This window comes from Paenibacillus sp. FSL R7-0345, assembly GCF_038595055.1.
Classification (GTDB): Bacteria; Bacillota; Bacilli; order Paenibacillales; family Paenibacillaceae; genus Paenibacillus_AQ.
Window position 1 is genome coordinate 6406064 of record NZ_CP152002.1, and the last position, 16675, is coordinate 6422738.

Here is a 16675-nt window from a genome sequence, read left to right on the forward strand (position 1 = left end):
CTAAGGACTGATATTTATTGCGTTTTCAAACAAAACAGTTCCCCATTCGTATAGAGGCATATCAAAATCAGATTTAACATGAATTGCTTTTCCTCTACGCTTTATCCATTTAGCTCCATACGGTTCGAATGGAAAATGATTAATATAATATTCGCAGGTTTCTTCCCAGTGTTGTATAGAAAGCGATTTTCCATAGTGTTGGCAATAGAACCGAGTTATGATTTTTTCGTTTGAGGTATATACTGGCTCTCTTGAATCCAAACCACGGAATTTTATATTCTCATTTAATCGCCACATCATAATTATATCTCTTCTTTCCGGTCCAAAAAAACGTCTAAAATTTAGTAGCTTCTTTCCGGAAGTTATAGGCTCATAATCATTTTGAGTCAAGTAGGCATCGAACAACTGTATTTTCACAATATCAACATCAATCGCCTCGTCACTATCTATGAACCCTTTAATGTCGCCTATATAGCGCTCATCTGCATCTGCGCAAAACACCCATTCAGGCTGATATGTCGAAGCCAAGTGAAGCAACTTATTTCTGTGTTCAGTTTCACAACTAATCCGTTCACTCGGTTTGGTCTTCCACTTATAGTTTCTAACAACAGCCAAAACTTTAGGATGATCTTTTAATATGTTAAAAGAACCATCGGTGCTCGCATCATCATAACAGACAATTCCATCTGCAAACATGCTTAACGAATCTAGAGTATCTTTAAGTATAAGGGCTTCGTTTCTAATTCTAATTATCGCTATTATTCTCACAACACCTAAATCACGTCTATAAGTAAAAAGCCTCTCATTATCTACCGTTAGATTAGACTCATTTAATAATCCCATTGGTGTTTACTCCTAAACATTCCATCAGCAATAGGAATCCCATTTTTGTTTCTTTTTGCTTCAACAGAAAATTTCGCCACGTAATCTTTTCGATCATATGGGAACATGGATAGTTCATCTGAAATACTAACAGTCACATAATATTTACCTCTAACAAAATCATTATTCGGAATAGTTAAAACAATTTTTTTATGGGTCGCTTCAAAATAGATGTCATCACGCACTGTATTATATAATGTAACAACAGCACCCGATGTATTATGAATAATAACACCTATACCATAATTGATAATATTCTCAACAAATTCTAGTTCAATAGAAACAGTAATATCGTCGTCAATAAAGTATTGATCTTTATTAACTTTAACATCTTTAATTATAATTTTGTTATTTGAAGTGTCGGGTTTAGCGTTATCGACGGTAAAGAGTTCCTCCTTCTGTTCATTTATATAATCTTGATATTCTGTACAAACGTCCTCTGCTCTGCCCATCATTTTAATTTTTCCATTTTCAATCCAAATGGCTCTGTCACAAAAGTTCCGAACACTAGAAATGGAATGGCTCACAAAAAAAATAGTTTTCCCTTCATTTCTAAATTGCTTCATTTTAGTAAACGACTTCTCTTGAAAGTGTGCATCTCCAACAGACAGAGCTTCATCTACTATCAATATATCCGGGTCAACATTAATCGCCACGGCAAAGGCTAATCTCGCAAACATACCGCTCGAATATGATTTCACTGGCTGAGTCACAAATTCACCAATATCCGCAAAATCCAAGATAGACTGCATTTTAGCGTCCATATCTGCTTTACTATATCCCATGATAGTTCCATTCATATATACATTCTCAATGCCAGATAATTCCGGGTTAAACCCCGCTCCTAATTCCAAAAGTGCAGATACTTTCCCATTAACTCGGACTTCTCCAGTCGTCGGTTGTAGAACTCCAGTTACAATTTTTAAAAGAGTAGATTTCCCCGAACCATTCTTGCCTAAGACACCTACCGTTTCCCCTTTCCCAACAGAGAAACTGATGTCATTTAAAGCCATAAAATCTCGGTGGAGTTTCTTTCTTAAAGGATGAAAAACCTCCTTAATTCTGTCAGTTGGCTTTTCGTAAATTTTGTATACTTTCGAAATTTTATTCACTTCAATTAATTTAGAATTATCAAATTCTTTCATATAAATGTCACCTCAAAGGATATCTGCAAAATGATGTGATAATTTTTTAAAGATTTTCGAACCTAAAGTTAAGATTAGCAAAAGTGTTCCCCAGAAAGTAAATGTGAGATACAAGTCCTTCTCCCAAAACCAATGATCATACAAAAAAGTGTTTCTATAGCCTTCAACTATATAATACATAGGCATTAACTTAAAAAGAGGTTGGAGTTTTTCAGGCAACATATCTATAGAATAAAAAATTGGTGTAAGCCAAAAAGCAATTTGCAAAAAAACGGAAACGATTTGAGCAGTATCTTTAAAGAAAATAACCACGGACGACGTAATCCAAGATAGGCCCAGTGAAAGAAAAAAATTAGCTACTAAAAAGTAAATTAGCTGCAGTTGATGTATATCAGGATATATACCATAGGCTAGAAGGAGGCAGAAAACAAAAAACACAAAAAATAAGTGTACATAAAAAGAAGAGAGCACTTTTACAGTAGGTAATATACTTACCGGGAATACTATTTTTTGAACTAAATAGCTATTTTCAGTAACTGAATTCGTAGAACTAGCCCAACTTTCTGAAAAGAAAAACCATGGAATGATACTTGAAACAAAATAAAGTATATACGGAATGTCATTTACAGGCGCCGACCTGAATCCAACCTGGAAGATAAACCAATAAATCAAGATCATTATAGTCGGTTGTACGAATGCCCATATTGCACCAAAATACGAACCTACATATTTTGACCTGAAATCTTTAAATGACAAATCTAATATTAGCTTTTTGTTTCGATATTGATCCTTCATACTTTCTAATAAGACCATTATTTCCTCACCTTTTTATTAAATTTCCGAAAATGATAAATACTCCACTTAAGGTTAGTTAAAATTATACTACTAAAGAAAGTAAATGGATTAGATTTGTATTTAGCTATTTTCATAGGATTTTCACAATATCTCAAAAGGTCTTCCATCACATTGCTCCATTTCAGTTGGCCATGAATATTGTCAAGATTCGATTTGTAGAAATCCAACTTAGTCATATCATTTGATAGATTTAAAATAACATCAGCTAATTCATTAGGATTCTCATAATCAACATTCACTCCAACATTCTTCTTCTCTATCAATACATCCGAAAGATAATCCCCCATCGTCGACACAATAGGGAGTGAACACCATATATAATCCAATACCCTTGTTCTGTGTGAATATCGAGTTTCTAATATATCAAAATGAGTTACAAGACCAATATCACTGTCTAGTAAATAGTCCTGTCGTTTGTTATATGGAATCCAATCTCCTAGTATAACATTTTTCCCCAAAACATCATACCTTAAACAGAGTTCTTTTAACTCCGCATTTTGTTTACCGCCCATTATAAAAAGCTTGACTTTTTCATTTTTAGTTTTGATTATTGAAAATGCTTTAATAACCGTCTCTATATCTAACCACTTCCAACTCCCCCCAGCCCACTGTACAATAAAATCATCATTAGAAAACCCCTCGGTTTTATCTCGTAGTACCCCTGGAGATGTTTGTTGCGGAACCTCTGAAGGTATTCCAAAGGGAACTATTCCAATAATGTCCGATATCTTTTTCCGTTTATAATAATTGTTCACATCAATCGCACCAACAATACTCAAAGACCCAATCCAATAATCAATCTGCCTCTGATTTGAACATATAAAAAAATCACCTGCTAATAATTGTTCCCTTAATATCTTCAGATCAATTCTATACAGTATCTTACCTACAAAATCCTTTTTTCTAATTTCTAAATTTTCTAAAATAAAGGGATCATATAGATCAATAACCAACACCTTTTTTGTGTTTTTAATAGAGGGATAATGGAATAAAGTTAGCCCTTGTGTGATTACTATATCGCACCAATTTAACATTTTTTTAACATTTTTTTTGTTTAGCATATAACAAGGAAGCGAGCGGGTAAATTCGTTTAATTCGGATAATAATACAATCACATCGTGTTTTTTCCCCAACTCAATTAAAAAGTTATAGTACCTTATGCTGGGACCTGCCATCTTATCATCAAAATTCGTGGGGGGTATGAGTAATATTTTCATTTCGTTCTCCTCATAAAACTCTAATTACAATTGCAGTTTAATATTTATTCCCCATACCAAAGCTTAATAAGCTTATACTGTATAAGTTAAGTAGAAATAGAATATACCCATATGCTAAAATATTGTCGTACCTACAGGAAAAGGAGATTAAAACGTGTCGAACCCAGTATACGGTAAAAATGCAGACCAGTCGAGAAATGTTGAAAAAATATCCAGCCCCATGTGGGCATTGGCTGTTGCTTTTATTTTGTTTCTGATCTGGACCCCGTTCCAGGTTGGGTTGTTTAACGGACAGCAGCTGGATTTTGAAAAGCCGATCTACATAGCTTCACTGCTTAGCAGCTTGTTGCTGCTTATCTGGATGGGCTTGTACTTTACAAAATTCAAGCTTGAGGAGCAGCGCGATTTAGTTGTAATTGCTGCGTTGTTACTTCCTATAACCTATGCCTTGTCGCTCTTTGGCGCAGCTTCGCATTATATGGCGATGAATCTTCTGCTTATTCAGAGCATGTATATTGCAATATTCATTATAGCGTTATATCTGCTCAAGCAAAAGCGACTAAATGTTGTCATACAGAATGCGGTTCTTGCCATTTCCTATTTCATTGTGATGTTTGGATTGATTAACTGGCTTGGAGGCGCGAAATTTGCCGGAGGAATGGTCGGCTGGTTCTCAAATACGGTGCGCGACGGTAAATATTTGGATGCCGTAATGACCGACTCCAACGGTCTTCGTCTAACCTCCATTTTCCAGTATGCAAATACGTATGCAGCCTTTCTAATGGCTTTTCTGTTCGTTGCTGTATTCGCCCTGATCCGCTCCAAGAAGTGGTACGGCACACTAACCCACGGGTTCATGCTAGTACCGATCATTGTATCACTGCTGCTCACTCTGTCCCGCGGTGGACTTGTCATGCTGCCTGTCGTGTTTATACTGCTGCTAGTTCTGCTAAAACCAGCCCAGCAGATTCTCTGGATCATTCATTTGGCAATTGCCGGTATTGCTGCGTTGGCAGTAACTAACCCTCTGACTACGCTGGGAACAGAACTGAATACAGCATTTACGTCCGGAGCTGCATTAAAGGGATGGGCTTATCTTATTATTGCTTCTCTCGTAGTAGCAGGGCTGGGGTGGGCAATACAACGTTTTGTAGCACCCCGGCTGGAGAACAAGCTAGGCGTTTGGGGATCGCGTAAAGGCTCTGGTCTCTGGCTTCCGCTTGGTTCACTCATTCTTGTGGGAATCGTTGCGTTCCTGCTGATCGGGACAAGCGTACGCAGCATTCTGCCTGCGAACATTGAAACCCGGCTGGAAAACATCAATTTTAAGCAGCACAGTGTATTGGAACGGTTCACTTTTTATAAGGATGCTATGAAAGTAGTTAAAGATTATCCTATTCTCGGAGCTGGCGGTGGCGGTTGGGCGTCCCTTTATGAACAGTATCAGAACAACCCATATACAAGCCGTCAGGCACACAACTTCTTTTTGCAGTACTTGATTGAGGTTGGGATTGTCGGTTTCATCGTGTTTATAGGCTTTATCGGATATGTGCTCTACAAATATATCCGCGGCTACTTGAAGCGTGAAAGAGACGACTTTGCCAATGGTTACTTCTATTACATTATTGCACTGTCCATTCTGATCCATAGCTTGCTGGATTTCAACTTAAGTTATGCGTTTATGGGCATCTTGGTCTTCCTGAGCCTTGCCGGTATGGGAGCTTCAATGGATAGTAAGGTACTGCGCCGTAACTGGAATAAGACTGGACTGCGGGTAGGTTATCTAGCGGTTGTTGCCGTTGGGACTGTCTTCCTTCTGTTCCTTTCCATTAATTATTTAAGCTCCAGTACTTCAGCAATGAAGGCTAAGAATCTTGTCGGTGTCAGTCAGTCCTATGAAGAGATCAAAGCACCGCTGGTGAAGGCACTGGACAAACGTTCGTACCATCCTGAATCGGTAATATACCTTTCATCCATGGATCAGCAGGTCTTTACGCAAACGCAGGATACCCAGTATCTTGATGAGGCTTATAACTTTGTAACTAGCGCGCTGGATGATGAGCCTTATAACAAAGATTTGTTGAAACAGCTTGTCGGTATTTACGATCTCAAGGGACAAGCCGATCTTGCATTTGCCGTATATGAGGATAATGCTTATAAGTTCTACTGGGATATTGATTGGTACGATGCTATTATCAGCCGGTCCTTCACTTTGGGCTATGCCGCCTATGAGCAAAAGGATGACGCCAAGAAACAAGAATATGTTACTAACGGTCTTGAAGCTTATAAGCACGTGACCGATGGAGTTGAACATCTTAAAACGCTGCCGCCTGAACAGCTGCAGGGCCGTCCGTTCTCCGTTACACCTAGCATCGCACTGAATTCCGGAAAGCTACAGCTGATGTCCGGGGATGATGAGCTTGCAGCTGCAACTCTCAAATCAGGTCTCAGCGAAGATTACGCAGATACTACTAACCGCGAAATCGCCCGTTGGTACCTGGCTGTGCTGAAGCGCAGCGGCGGACAAGATCAGGCTATTTATGATTTGCTGATTGCTGCTGATGCAGCGGAAGCAGCGGCAATTGATTCAATTGCTGCAATGCAGTTCTAATACGGATACTCACAAAAAAGGGACAAGGCTGATCATACAGCTTGTCCCTTTTTGTAACCTGTGCTTATGATGTTAGGATCATAAATTTACAACTTAGCAGTCTTCGCAGCTTCATTATTAATAACTTCTTTGAGATAATCCAGCAACCCTTCCTTTAACTCCTCATGCTGAAGCGCATAATGTATGGTCGTCTGAATAAAGCCCATCTTCTCGCCAACATCATGCCGTCTGCCCTCGAAATCATAGGCAATAATCCGCTCTACATCGCTCAAACGTGCGATGGCATCTGTAAGCTGGATTTCTCCGCCTACCCCGACCTGCTGTTCGCCCAGCATATCGAAGATACGCGGGGTCAGGATATAACGTCCCAGGATCGCCAAATTGGACGGAGCGTCTTCACGCTTCGGCTTCTCAACCAGCCGGTTGGCTTTGTAGACGCGATCTGCCAGCTGAGTGCCGTCTACGAGGCCGTAGCGGGATACTTCTTCCCACGGTACAGGCTGCACCCCGACAATGGAGGACTTATATTCTTCGTAGACTTCGATCATCTGCTTCAGACACGGTTTGTCCGCTTCGACGATATCGTCACCCAGTAGTACTGCAAACGGCTCATTACCGATGAATTTACGGGCGCACCAGATGGCATGTCCGAGACCGCGGGGCTCTTTTTGACGGATATAATGGATGTCAGCCATTTCTGAAGATTTGCGCACAGACTCGAGCAGCTCCCACTTCTGCTTCTCCGCCAGGTTAAACTCTAACTCAAACGAATTGTCAAAATGGTCCTCAATCGCCCGCTTGCCCTTACCTGTGACGATAATGATATCTTCAATCCCGGATGCAACGGCTTCTTCGACAATATATTGAATCGTCGGCTTGTCTACAATTGGAAGCATTTCTTTGGGCATCGCTTTAGTGGCAGGCAAAAAGCGGGTGCCCAGGCCAGCCGCCGGAATAATCGCTTTACGGATTTTCATGACATAGCTCCTTCTGTTTCAGTTCTTTAGCGCCGCTACAGTTCTCGAGAAACTTGGCATAATAAATTCAATTATAGCAGTTCAGGAAGTTTTTTGGCAGTTAAATTGTTATATGCTAGGAACAAAGACTGTTTATTCAAAAATAGCCAGGACACACTCACGTCCAGCATAAAATGCTCCTGAGTGGCCCTGGCTTTATATAAGGATCCGGACTTACTTAGCGTTAACCAGCTGTCCGCGTGTTACACCAAGCTGGTTGGTCGCCTTGAGACTCTTCCATACTTGGGTGCCAGAGATTTCTCCGCGCAGTGCACGGGTGTAGAGGCTGATAACCTCTGCCACCTGCTCCGGCGTTTCTTCCAGGAACTCTACACGGAAAGAAGAGACACCCAGATCGCGGAAATTGTTCAAATACTCTGCACCGGACTGTTCCACGGCGTTGTATACAGTGTTACGGCAGCCTTCGTCCACACGGACGGGATGAGACATGCCGATCCGGTCCTGCAGGGAAGCACGCTGCTCTTCACAAGGACGGCCACAGTTCGTGTAGTTGGTGCCTTCACTCATGAAGGTACAGTACACACAATGCTCTGTATGGAACATCGGCAGATGCTGATGAATCACGACCTCCATACGCGAGGTATCACTGCGTCCGAGCAGATCGACCATCTGCTGAATGTTCAGGTCATAGGAAGGCGTTACTGCATCCAGGCCGGATTCAAGGAACAGGTCTACGGCTTTGTGGTTGGCAATGTTCAGCGAGAAGTCACCGATCAGGCGCGGATGCTGTGCATCCGGGTGCTCCAACCGGTGCTTGAGATAGTAGTACAGCGCGCCTGTATTGCGCACCAGCACGGCATCCGGCTGCAGGCGCAGGATATTGGCGTGGTAGCCGTTCTCGCCCGGCATATGGATGCGCGGCGTGGCCAGCGCGATGCTGGCTCCCGCAGCCCGTACAGCGTCCACCGCTGCCGGGAACTGCTTGATGAACTCGAAATCGGCGTAAATGTTCGTTACGCCGGCTTCGAGTGCAGCCTGCACCTGCGGCAGGCTGCGGCACAGCGCGGTAAGCTCCGCTTCACCGCGCAGCCCGGCGTCGCCCCTGCGGACAGCGTCGCCGTAGACCTCTACCGCCCGTTTCACGTAGACGGGCGGCTTCGGGCGCTCGCCGGCAAGCAGCTCCACCGCCTGGCGGCGGATGCTGTTGAGCTCGCGCATAGGCACGATCACGTCTCCTTCCAGCTGCGACTCAAGCGCCTCAAGCTGGAACACGGTCCCGCCGAGGCGGCCGAATTGTTCTTCCAGCAGGGCGGTATCCATCGGACGCTTCTGTGCGGCTTCCAGCAGCAGCTCCGAGTTCACTTGGACCGTGACGTTCTTCTGAACGTCGGTCCACCAGGTCGCCAGCGGCTCGCCAACGCGGCCTTCGACCTTCACCTGTACCGGGAAGACGCGGTACGGCTTCTCGGTTTCGTAGGACTGACGCAGCGACTTATCGAGCGCCGGGTCATTGGTCTTCCAAATGCGGTCGCCGACGTGCAGTCTGCGTAAGTCTACGTCATTGCGACCAGGCACGATATCAACGATCCAGCCTTCACCGGCTTCGCCCTCAAGCTTCACGCCTTTACGGCGCAGATCGTAGACGCGTCCGCCTTCTTCCTTTTTGGTCGGATCACCGGCATCAAAAACAATCCCGTCCCCGCGCTTAAGCGGAGCATGGATACGGCAGACTACGCCATCGCGCAGAATCTGCTCGACTGTGCCCATGTACACGCCACGGCTTTTCGGAAAAGTCCCGTCCACCAGCTTCTTGTTGTTCGTCCCTTCAAGGAAACCATGCGTAAAGCCGCGGGAAAAGCTCTGCTGCAGCTCACGCATATCTTCCTTGGAAGTCGGTGACCAGTTCCCGTCAAAATAACGGTCAATCGCTTTGCGGTATTTACTGACCACGTTAGCCACGTATTCCGGGGTCTTGAGCCGGCCTTCGATTTTGAAGGAGGTTACTCCCGCCTCAATCAGCTCAGGCATCAGGTCAATCGCCGCCAGATCCTTGGGAGACAGCAGATACGTCACATCGCCCATCGGTTGAATAACACCATCCACCATCAGATCATACGGCAGACGGCAGGCCTGGGCACATTCACCACGGTTCGCGGACCGGCCGCCCCACATTTCCGAGGTCAGGCATTGACCTGAATAGGAGACACACAGGGCACCGTGCACAAACACTTCCATCGGCAGCCGGGCCTGATCTCCGATCGTCTTGATCTGCTTCAGGTTATTTTCACGTCCGAGTACCACACGCTCCATACCCCAAGGCTTAGTAAATTCCACCGCTTCCGGGGAAGTAATCGTCATTTGTGTTGAGCCGTGAATCGGGAAGTCGGGGGAGATTTCGCGGATCATCCGCACCAGCCCCAAATCCTGCACAATTACCGCGTCTACACCTGCATCAATACAAGCGTCGATCAGTTCCTTGGCATCTGCCAGCTCATTTTCAAACACCAGTATATTAAACGTCAAAAAGCCCTTCACTCCATAGCTATGAAGAAACGCCATAATCTCCGGCAGCTCGTCCATGCGGAAGTTGTTGGCTCTCGCCCGTGCATTAAACTTCTCTACGCCAAAAAAGACCGCATCCGCACCGTTCGCCACTGCTGCACGCATACACTCCCAGTCACCGGCCGGAGCCAACAGCTCCACGTCTTCTCTGCGTATTCCTTGCTCGTTCATTTATATCCTCCCAAACCGCTGTTTCGCGGGTCATTTCCTAACCATTAACTTATTAATTGTATCAAATATCACATCACTGCGCTATCTGTTTACCAACATTTGAGCTCATGAATGTGAAAAAGACACCTTTGTCTACGCCTGCAGCGTTTAAAGGAGTCTTTTGCGTATACAAGCATCTAAAGGTATTCTGGCATTTCAGCAAGACAGCGTTACTTTCAGCTGAACCAATTCATAATCATCGCATAATCCGAAACAGCAAACACCAGCAAACTGACCACACCAAAAGCAATCGCAAATTTATTTTTCTGGGGAGCACGGAGCAGACGGATGACACCGATAAAAATCAAAATAGTAAAGGCAATCATAAACAGATCAAAGGTATGAAATTTAGACGGTTCTTGTACGGCAGCTTCTGCCAGCAGCATGGCTTTACCTCCTCAAAAGGGTTGACAAGCAGGTTCATCTAATCCATATCTACCCTTATGTTATCGCTACCAATTGAGCGGCGCAATAGGAATTCGTTAAAAAAGCTGTAATTGTTGTAAAAAATTATTTTAAGTCACTATTCTCCGATGAAAAATGTGATTTTTGAAGTTGACGCTCACTCAAATGTACTCGAGCCACTATTAGATTTTCTTTTTTAACTATGGCTGCAAAAAGAAAGAACGCCGCAAGCGGATCCCCGCCTGCAGCGCTCTATGTTAACGTTATTTCATCTGTCCTGCAAAAGCAGTCCGACTCATTGCTCTATACTGTCGTCTCCGACTCCTGCAGCTGCATTGCTTCCGTCCGTGCGGTATCACGGATCAGAATCGGCTTCAGGTATCTGCCGGTGTAGGATTCCTCGACGGTAATCAGCTTCTCCGGTGTTCCGGTTGCCAGAACCGTTCCGCCGCCGCTTCCGCCTTCAGGTCCCATATCGATGAGATAATCCGCGGTTTTGATGACATCCAGATTATGCTCAATGACCAGAACGGATTCGCCGGAGTCGACCAGGCGGTGCAGCACCTCCAGCAGACGGCCGATATCGTCCACATGCAGCCCGGTAGTTGGCTCATCCAGAATGTAGAGCGTCTTGCCGGTGCTGCGGCGGTACAATTCGGAAGCCAGCTTCACGCGCTGTGCTTCGCCGCCGGACAAAGTCGTCCCCGGCTGTCCGATGTTGATGTAGCCGAGGCCGACATCCAGCAGGGTCTGCATTTTGCGGTGGATTTTCGGAATGTTTTTGAAGAACTCGGTTGCATCCTCCACAGTCATTTCCAGCACATCGGCAATGCTCTTACCTTTATATTTGACCTCCAGTGTCTCACGGTTGTACCGCTTGCCTTTGCAGACTTCGCACGGCACGTATACATCCGGCAGGAAGTGCATTTCAATCTTGATAATCCCATCCCCGCGGCAGGCCTCGCAGCGGCCGCCCTTCACGTTGAAGCTGAAACGGCCCTTTTGGAATCCGCGCACCTTAGCTTCGTTGGTCTTCGAGAACAGATCACGGATGTCATCGAACACACCGGTATAGGTGGCCGGATTGGATCTCGGAGTGCGTCCGATCGGCGACTGGTCGATCTCGATAACCTTGTCCAGATTCTCAAGGCCACGGATTTCCTTGTGCAGACCCGGGCGTACTTTTACCGCTCTATTCAGCTGGCGGGCAAGACTCTTGTACAGAATCTCGTTCACCAGTGAGGACTTGCCGGATCCGGAGACACCGGTCACAGCGGTAAAGACGCCCAGCGGAATCTTTACATTCACGTTCTTCAGGTTATTCTCTTTAGCGCCGCGGATTTCGATCCAGCGGTCATCTGTTGCCCGCCGCTTGGAGGTTACCGGAATGAACTTGCGTCCGCTGAGATACTCGCCGGTCAGGGAATTCGGGTCATCCATAATTTCCTGCGGTGTACCCTGGGCAATTACGCTGCCGCCATGAATCCCCGCACCTGGGCCGATGTCGATAATATAATCTGCCGCCATCATCGTATCCTCGTCATGCTCTACGACAATCAGCGTATTTCCCAGATCCCGCATATGCGCCAGGGTGGAAATAAGCCGGTCATTATCCCGCTGGTGCAGGCCGATACTCGGCTCGTCCAGAATGTACAAGACGCCCATCAGACTGGAACCAATTTGGGTTGCCAGCCGGATACGCTGTGCTTCGCCCCCTGAGAGTGAACCCGCCGCACGGCTGAGCGTTAGATAATTCAGTCCGACGTTAACCAGGAAGCCGAGCCGGCTGCTGATTTCCTTGAGGATCAGGTGGGCGATGGCTGTTTCTTTTTCATTCAGCACCAGATTCTCAAAAAAGGCCTGACAGTCTCCAATGGACAGATCCGTTACATCCGCTACGTTCCGTTCGTTAATGGTAACCGCAAGAATTTCTCTTTTCAGACGTTTCCCTTTGCAGACATGACAAGGTTTGGCGCTCATGAAGCCTTCGATAAACTCGCGGATGCCTTCCGAGGCAGTATCCCGGTAACGCCGTTCCAGGTTCGGAATGATCCCTTCAAAGGCGACAAGGGCATCCTTTTTCTGGCCAAAATCATTCTCATACCGGAAGCGGATCTTCTCGCTGCCTGTTCCGTGCAGCAGCTTGTTCATCTGATCCGGCGTCAGCGTGCTCACGGGCACGTTCTGCGGTATTTTGAAATGCTCACAGACTGATTTCAGAAACTGCGGATAGTAATTGGAGGTACTGCCTGTCCAGGCCAGAAAAGCCCCATCCTCCACCGATTTCTCAGGGTCAGGAATCAGCAGCTCCGGATCGACTACCATGTTCATTCCTAGGCCGTCGCATTCCGGGCAGGCGCCGAAAGGACTGTTGAAGGAGAACATCCTCGGAGCCAGCTCCTCAATACTGAAGCCGCACACCGGACAGGCAAAATTCGAACTAAACAGCAGCTCCTCCTGGCCGATGATATCAACCAGAATCTGGCCTCCGGACAGCTTGAGCGCTGTTTCCAGAGAGTCCGTCAGCCGGGTCTGCACATCGTCCTTGATGACGATACGGTCGACTACAACCTCGATGGTATGCTTCTTGTTCTTCTCCAGCTCGATCTCTTCGGTGACCTCACGCAGTTCTCCATCTACACGTACGCGGACAAAGCCCTGCTTGGAAATGTCGCTGAACAGGCCCTTATGCTCGCCTTTGCGGCCGGAAATAACCGGAGCCAGGATCTGCAGCCGGGTTTTCTCCGGGTATTGCATAATCCGGTCCACCATTTGTTCAACCGTCTGCGACGTAATCTCAATCCCGTGATCCGGGCAATGCGGATGACCGATCCGGGCGAACAGCAGGCGCAGATAATCGTATATTTCGGTTACTGTTCCTACCGTTGAGCGCGGGTTACGGCTGGTTGTCTTCTGGTCAATCGAAATGGCCGGGGACAAGCCGTCAATCGAATCGACATCCGGCTTCTCCATCTGGCCAAGGAACTGGCGGGCATACGCAGAAAGGGACTCTACATAACGCCGCTGCCCTTCGGCATAGATCGTATCGAACGCCAGCGATGATTTGCCGGAGCCGCTAAGTCCCGTCAGCACAACGAAGCGGTCCCGCGGGATCGTTACGTCGATATTTTTGAGATTATGCGCTCGCGCGCCTTTGATTACTATACTTTCGTTCGCCAACGGTAAAACCTCCAATTTCAAATGCGGAAATATTTTGGGAAAACATTTTCGATCCCTCCCAAACCCTCCCTTAGCCAAGGGAGGGCCCCAAGGGTTGCACCCTCTGGACACCCGCAAGGTTTGGCGAAGGAGTAGGGTTGGGGAGACTTAGTTACTTGGGTGCCGGGATCGCTTGTCCCTGCGGGACCGCTGGAACTTCGGCGCTCCGGGGGGGCTGTCCCTTCGGGATGCGCCAATTGCTTCAACTGCGGAGCTGTCCCTTCGGGATGCGCAAGTGCCTTAACTGCAGGGCTGTTCCTCCGGAATGCGCCAAGAGCTTTAACTGCGGGCTGTCCCTCCGGGATGCGCAAGTGCCTTAACTGCAGGGCTGTTCCTCCGGAATGCGCCAAGAGCTTTAACTGCGGGCTGTCCCTCCGGGATGCGCAAGTGCCCTAACTGCAGGGCTGTTCCTCCGGAATGCGCCAAGAGCTTTAACTGCGAAGCTGTCCCTCCGGGATGCGCAAGTTCCTAAAGCATTAGTGCTGTCAGCTTATCTAAAAAGAACGGCTATAATGAGCCGTTCTGTTGAATACATGGTGTGTCCTTACTCTGCACGCAGCTCCAGCAAAGCATCGCGAAGCTCGGCGGCGCGCTCGAATTGCAGATTCTTGGCAGCGTCCTTCATCTCGGCTTCCAGGCGCTGCATCAGGCTTTGCTTGTCTTTCTTGTTCAGCTTGCCGCCGGCACCGGTGAGATAATCGGCCTTGGATTCGGACACTTTGGTGGCCTCGATGATCTCGCGGATCTTTTTGTTAATTGTCGTCGGTGTAATGCCGTGTTTCTCATTATAAGCAATCTGGATTGCGCGGCGGCGTTCGGTTTCGCTGATCGCCTTCTCCATGGAATCCGTTATACGGTCGCCGTACATGATGACCCGGCCTTCCGAGTTACGGGCGGCACGGCCGATCGTCTGGATCAGCGAACGCTCTGAACGCAGGAAGCCCTCTTTGTCAGCGTCAAGAATAGTAACAAGGGATACCTCCGGAAGATCAAGGCCCTCTCTTAACAAGTTAATACCCACAAGGACATGGAATGTACCGAGCCGGAGATCACGCAGGATCGCCATCCGCTCCAGTGTCTTAATGTCGGAGTGCATGTAACGGACCTTAATACCAATTTCTTTAAAGTAATCCGTCAGATCCTCTGACATCTTCTTGGTCAGTGTAGTCACCAATACCCGTTCGTCCCGTGCCACACGTTCACGGATCTCATTGATCAGATCATCGATCTGTCCTTCCGTCGGCCGGACCTCGATAATTGGATCAAGCAGGCCGGTAGGGCGGATAATCTGCTGTACCATTGTATCGCAGTGTTCCATTTCATATGGTCCCGGTGTGGCTGAGACATAGACGATCTGGTCTACTTTGTCTTCAAATTCCTCAAACTGCAGCGGCCGGTTGTCCAGGGCGGACGGCAGGCGGAAGCCATGCTCAACGAGCACGGTTTTGCGCGCCCGGTCACCGTTATACATCGCCCGGATCTGCGGGAGTGTAACATGGGACTCATCAATTACGATCAGCATGTCATCCGGAAAATAATCCAGCAGCGTATACGGGGTCGCCCCGGGTTCACGGAAGGTCAGCGGTCCAGAGTAGTTCTCGATCCCCGAACAGAAGCCGACTTCCTTCATCATCTCAATATCGTATCGTGTCCGCTGCTCCAGGCGCTGCGCTTCCAGCAGCTTGCCGGCATCACGGAGCACCTCCAGCCGCTCCTCCAGTTCACGTTCAATATTAACCAGAGCGACTCGCATGGTCTCTTCCTGGGTAACAAAGTGTGAGGCCGGAAAGATGGCAATATGATCGCGCTCACCGATCAGCTCTCCGGTCAGCACATCAATTTCAGTAATCCGCTCAATCTCGTCACCGAACAGCTCGACCCGGATTGCGTGCTCACCCTGGGAAGCCGGGAAGATTTCGACAACATCGCCGCGGACACGGAATGTGCCGCGTACAAAGTTGAGATCATTGCGCTGATACTGGATATCCACCAGCCGGCTCAGAATCTGGTTACGCGGCTTCTCCATTCCGACACGCAAAGAGAGCAGCAGGCTGCCGTATTCCTGCGGCGATCCGAGACCGTATATACACGATACGCTCGCCACAATAATGACGTCACGCCGTTCAAACAGCGAGCTGGTTGCCGAGTGGCGCAGCTTATCTATCTCTTCATTTATGCTGGAATCTTTCTCGATGTAAGTGTCAGAGGAGGGAATATAGGCTTCTGGCTGGTAGTAATCGTAGTAGCTGACGAAGTAATCAACGGAATTGCTCGGGAAAAACTCCTTGAATTCACTGGCAAGCTGTGCGGCCAGCGTCTTATTATGTGCAATGACCAGTGTAGGCCGGTTAAGTTTAGAAATCATCTGTGCAATGGTAAAGGTCTTGCCTGTACCGGTTGCTCCCAGCAGCGTCTGGTGCTTCTTGCCCTGCCGGATGCCGTTCACTAATTCTTCAATGGCATGAGGCTGATCGCCCTGGGGTGTATACTCGGACTCCAGTTTAAAAGTCTTCGTACTGACGACAATATCACTCATTTGCCCGTCTCCCCTCTATCGTCTAAAATATATTAATGTACTATAATTGTGGTCTG

10 protein-coding genes are annotated in these 16675 nt (G+C 47.1%); 1 reads left to right on the plus strand and 9 read right to left on the minus strand.

The features are described from left to right. The 4 genes from NST84_RS27845 to NST84_RS27860 are packed head-to-tail and all read right to left on the minus strand — an operon-like array spanning position 1 to position 4099. Complete coding sequence (locus NST84_RS27845) at positions 1–843, minus strand: glycosyltransferase family 2 protein (RefSeq protein ID WP_342563253.1); 843 nt, start codon at positions 841–843, stop codon at positions 1–3. After that, entirely contained in the window at positions 831–2027 is a 1197-nt protein-coding gene (locus NST84_RS27850; RefSeq protein WP_342563254.1) for an ABC transporter ATP-binding protein, read from the minus strand. Before NST84_RS27850 ends, NST84_RS27845 begins: the two co-directional genes overlap by 13 nt. Before the next feature lie 12 nt (positions 2028–2039). Further along, the gene (locus NST84_RS27855; protein WP_342563255.1) at positions 2040–2840 is read right to left on the minus strand and encodes an ABC transporter permease; all 801 of its coding nucleotides are present in this window, start codon (positions 2838–2840) and stop codon (positions 2040–2042) included. Continuing rightward, on the minus strand, positions 2840–4099 hold the full coding sequence (locus tag NST84_RS27860; RefSeq protein ID WP_342563256.1) for a glycosyltransferase: 1260 nt from the start codon (positions 4097–4099) through the stop codon (positions 2840–2842). Before NST84_RS27860 ends, NST84_RS27855 begins: the two co-directional genes overlap by 1 nt. Positions 4100–4253: 154 nt before the next feature. Here NST84_RS27860 and NST84_RS27865 point away from each other — a divergent pair, with 154 nt between their 5' ends. Continuing rightward, the gene (locus tag NST84_RS27865) at positions 4254–6710 is read left to right on the plus strand and encodes an O-antigen ligase family protein (protein WP_342563257.1); all 2457 of its coding nucleotides are present in this window, start codon (positions 4254–4256) and stop codon (positions 6708–6710) included. Between the two features lie 86 nt (positions 6711–6796). Here the strand turns inward: NST84_RS27865 and galU are convergent, their stop codons facing one another. The 5 genes from galU to uvrB all read right to left on the minus strand — a co-directional run bounded on the left by galU (position 6797) and on the right by uvrB (position 16619). Then, on the minus strand, positions 6797–7687 hold the full coding sequence (galU, locus tag NST84_RS27870) for a UTP--glucose-1-phosphate uridylyltransferase GalU (protein ID WP_342563258.1): 891 nt from the start codon (positions 7685–7687) through the stop codon (positions 6797–6799). A gap of 213 nt (positions 7688–7900) precedes the next feature. Next, positions 7901–10420: a DUF3656 domain-containing protein gene (locus NST84_RS27875; protein ID WP_342563259.1), complete on the minus strand. Its 2520-nt coding sequence runs from the start codon at positions 10418–10420 to the stop codon at positions 7901–7903. A gap of 215 nt (positions 10421–10635) precedes the next feature. After that, positions 10636–10845 carry a hypothetical protein gene (locus NST84_RS27880; RefSeq protein ID WP_342563260.1) on the minus strand — a complete coding sequence of 70 codons (210 nt, stop codon included), beginning with the start codon at positions 10843–10845 and terminating at the stop codon, positions 10636–10638. Positions 10846–11167: 322 nt separating this feature from the next. Further along, positions 11168–14044 carry an excinuclease ABC subunit UvrA gene (gene uvrA / locus NST84_RS27885; RefSeq protein ID WP_342563261.1) on the minus strand — a complete coding sequence of 959 codons (2877 nt, stop codon included), beginning with the start codon at positions 14042–14044 and terminating at the stop codon, positions 11168–11170. A 583-nt stretch (positions 14045–14627) separates the two neighbouring features. Next, entirely contained in the window at positions 14628–16619 is a 1992-nt protein-coding gene (gene uvrB / locus NST84_RS27890) for an excinuclease ABC subunit UvrB (protein WP_342563262.1), read from the minus strand. Positions 16620–16675: the final 56 nt, after the last annotated feature.

Bases quoted from the DNA above. Each gene is read 5' to 3' on its own strand.
- uvrB (WP_342563262.1), bottom strand. From the start codon at position 16,619: ATGAGTGATATTGTCGTCAGTACGAAGACTTTTAAACTGGAGTCCGAG.
- NST84_RS27845 (WP_342563253.1), bottom strand. From the start codon at position 843: ATGGGATTATTAAATGAGTCTAATCTAACGGTAGATAATGAGAGGCTT.
- NST84_RS27855 (WP_342563255.1), bottom strand. From the start codon at position 2,840: ATGGTCTTATTAGAAAGTATGAAGGATCAATATCGAAACAAAAAGCTA.
- galU (WP_342563258.1), bottom strand. From the start codon at position 7,687: ATGAAAATCCGTAAAGCGATTATTCCGGCGGCTGGCCTGGGCACCCGC.
- NST84_RS27850 (WP_342563254.1), bottom strand. From the start codon at position 2,027: ATGAAAGAATTTGATAATTCTAAATTAATTGAAGTGAATAAAATTTCG.
- NST84_RS27880 (WP_342563260.1), bottom strand. From the start codon at position 10,845: ATGCTGCTGGCAGAAGCTGCCGTACAAGAACCGTCTAAATTTCATACC.
- NST84_RS27860 (WP_342563256.1), bottom strand. From the start codon at position 4,099: ATGAAAATATTACTCATACCCCCCACGAATTTTGATGATAAGATGGCA.
- NST84_RS27875 (WP_342563259.1), bottom strand. From the start codon at position 10,420: ATGAACGAGCAAGGAATACGCAGAGAAGACGTGGAGCTGTTGGCTCCG.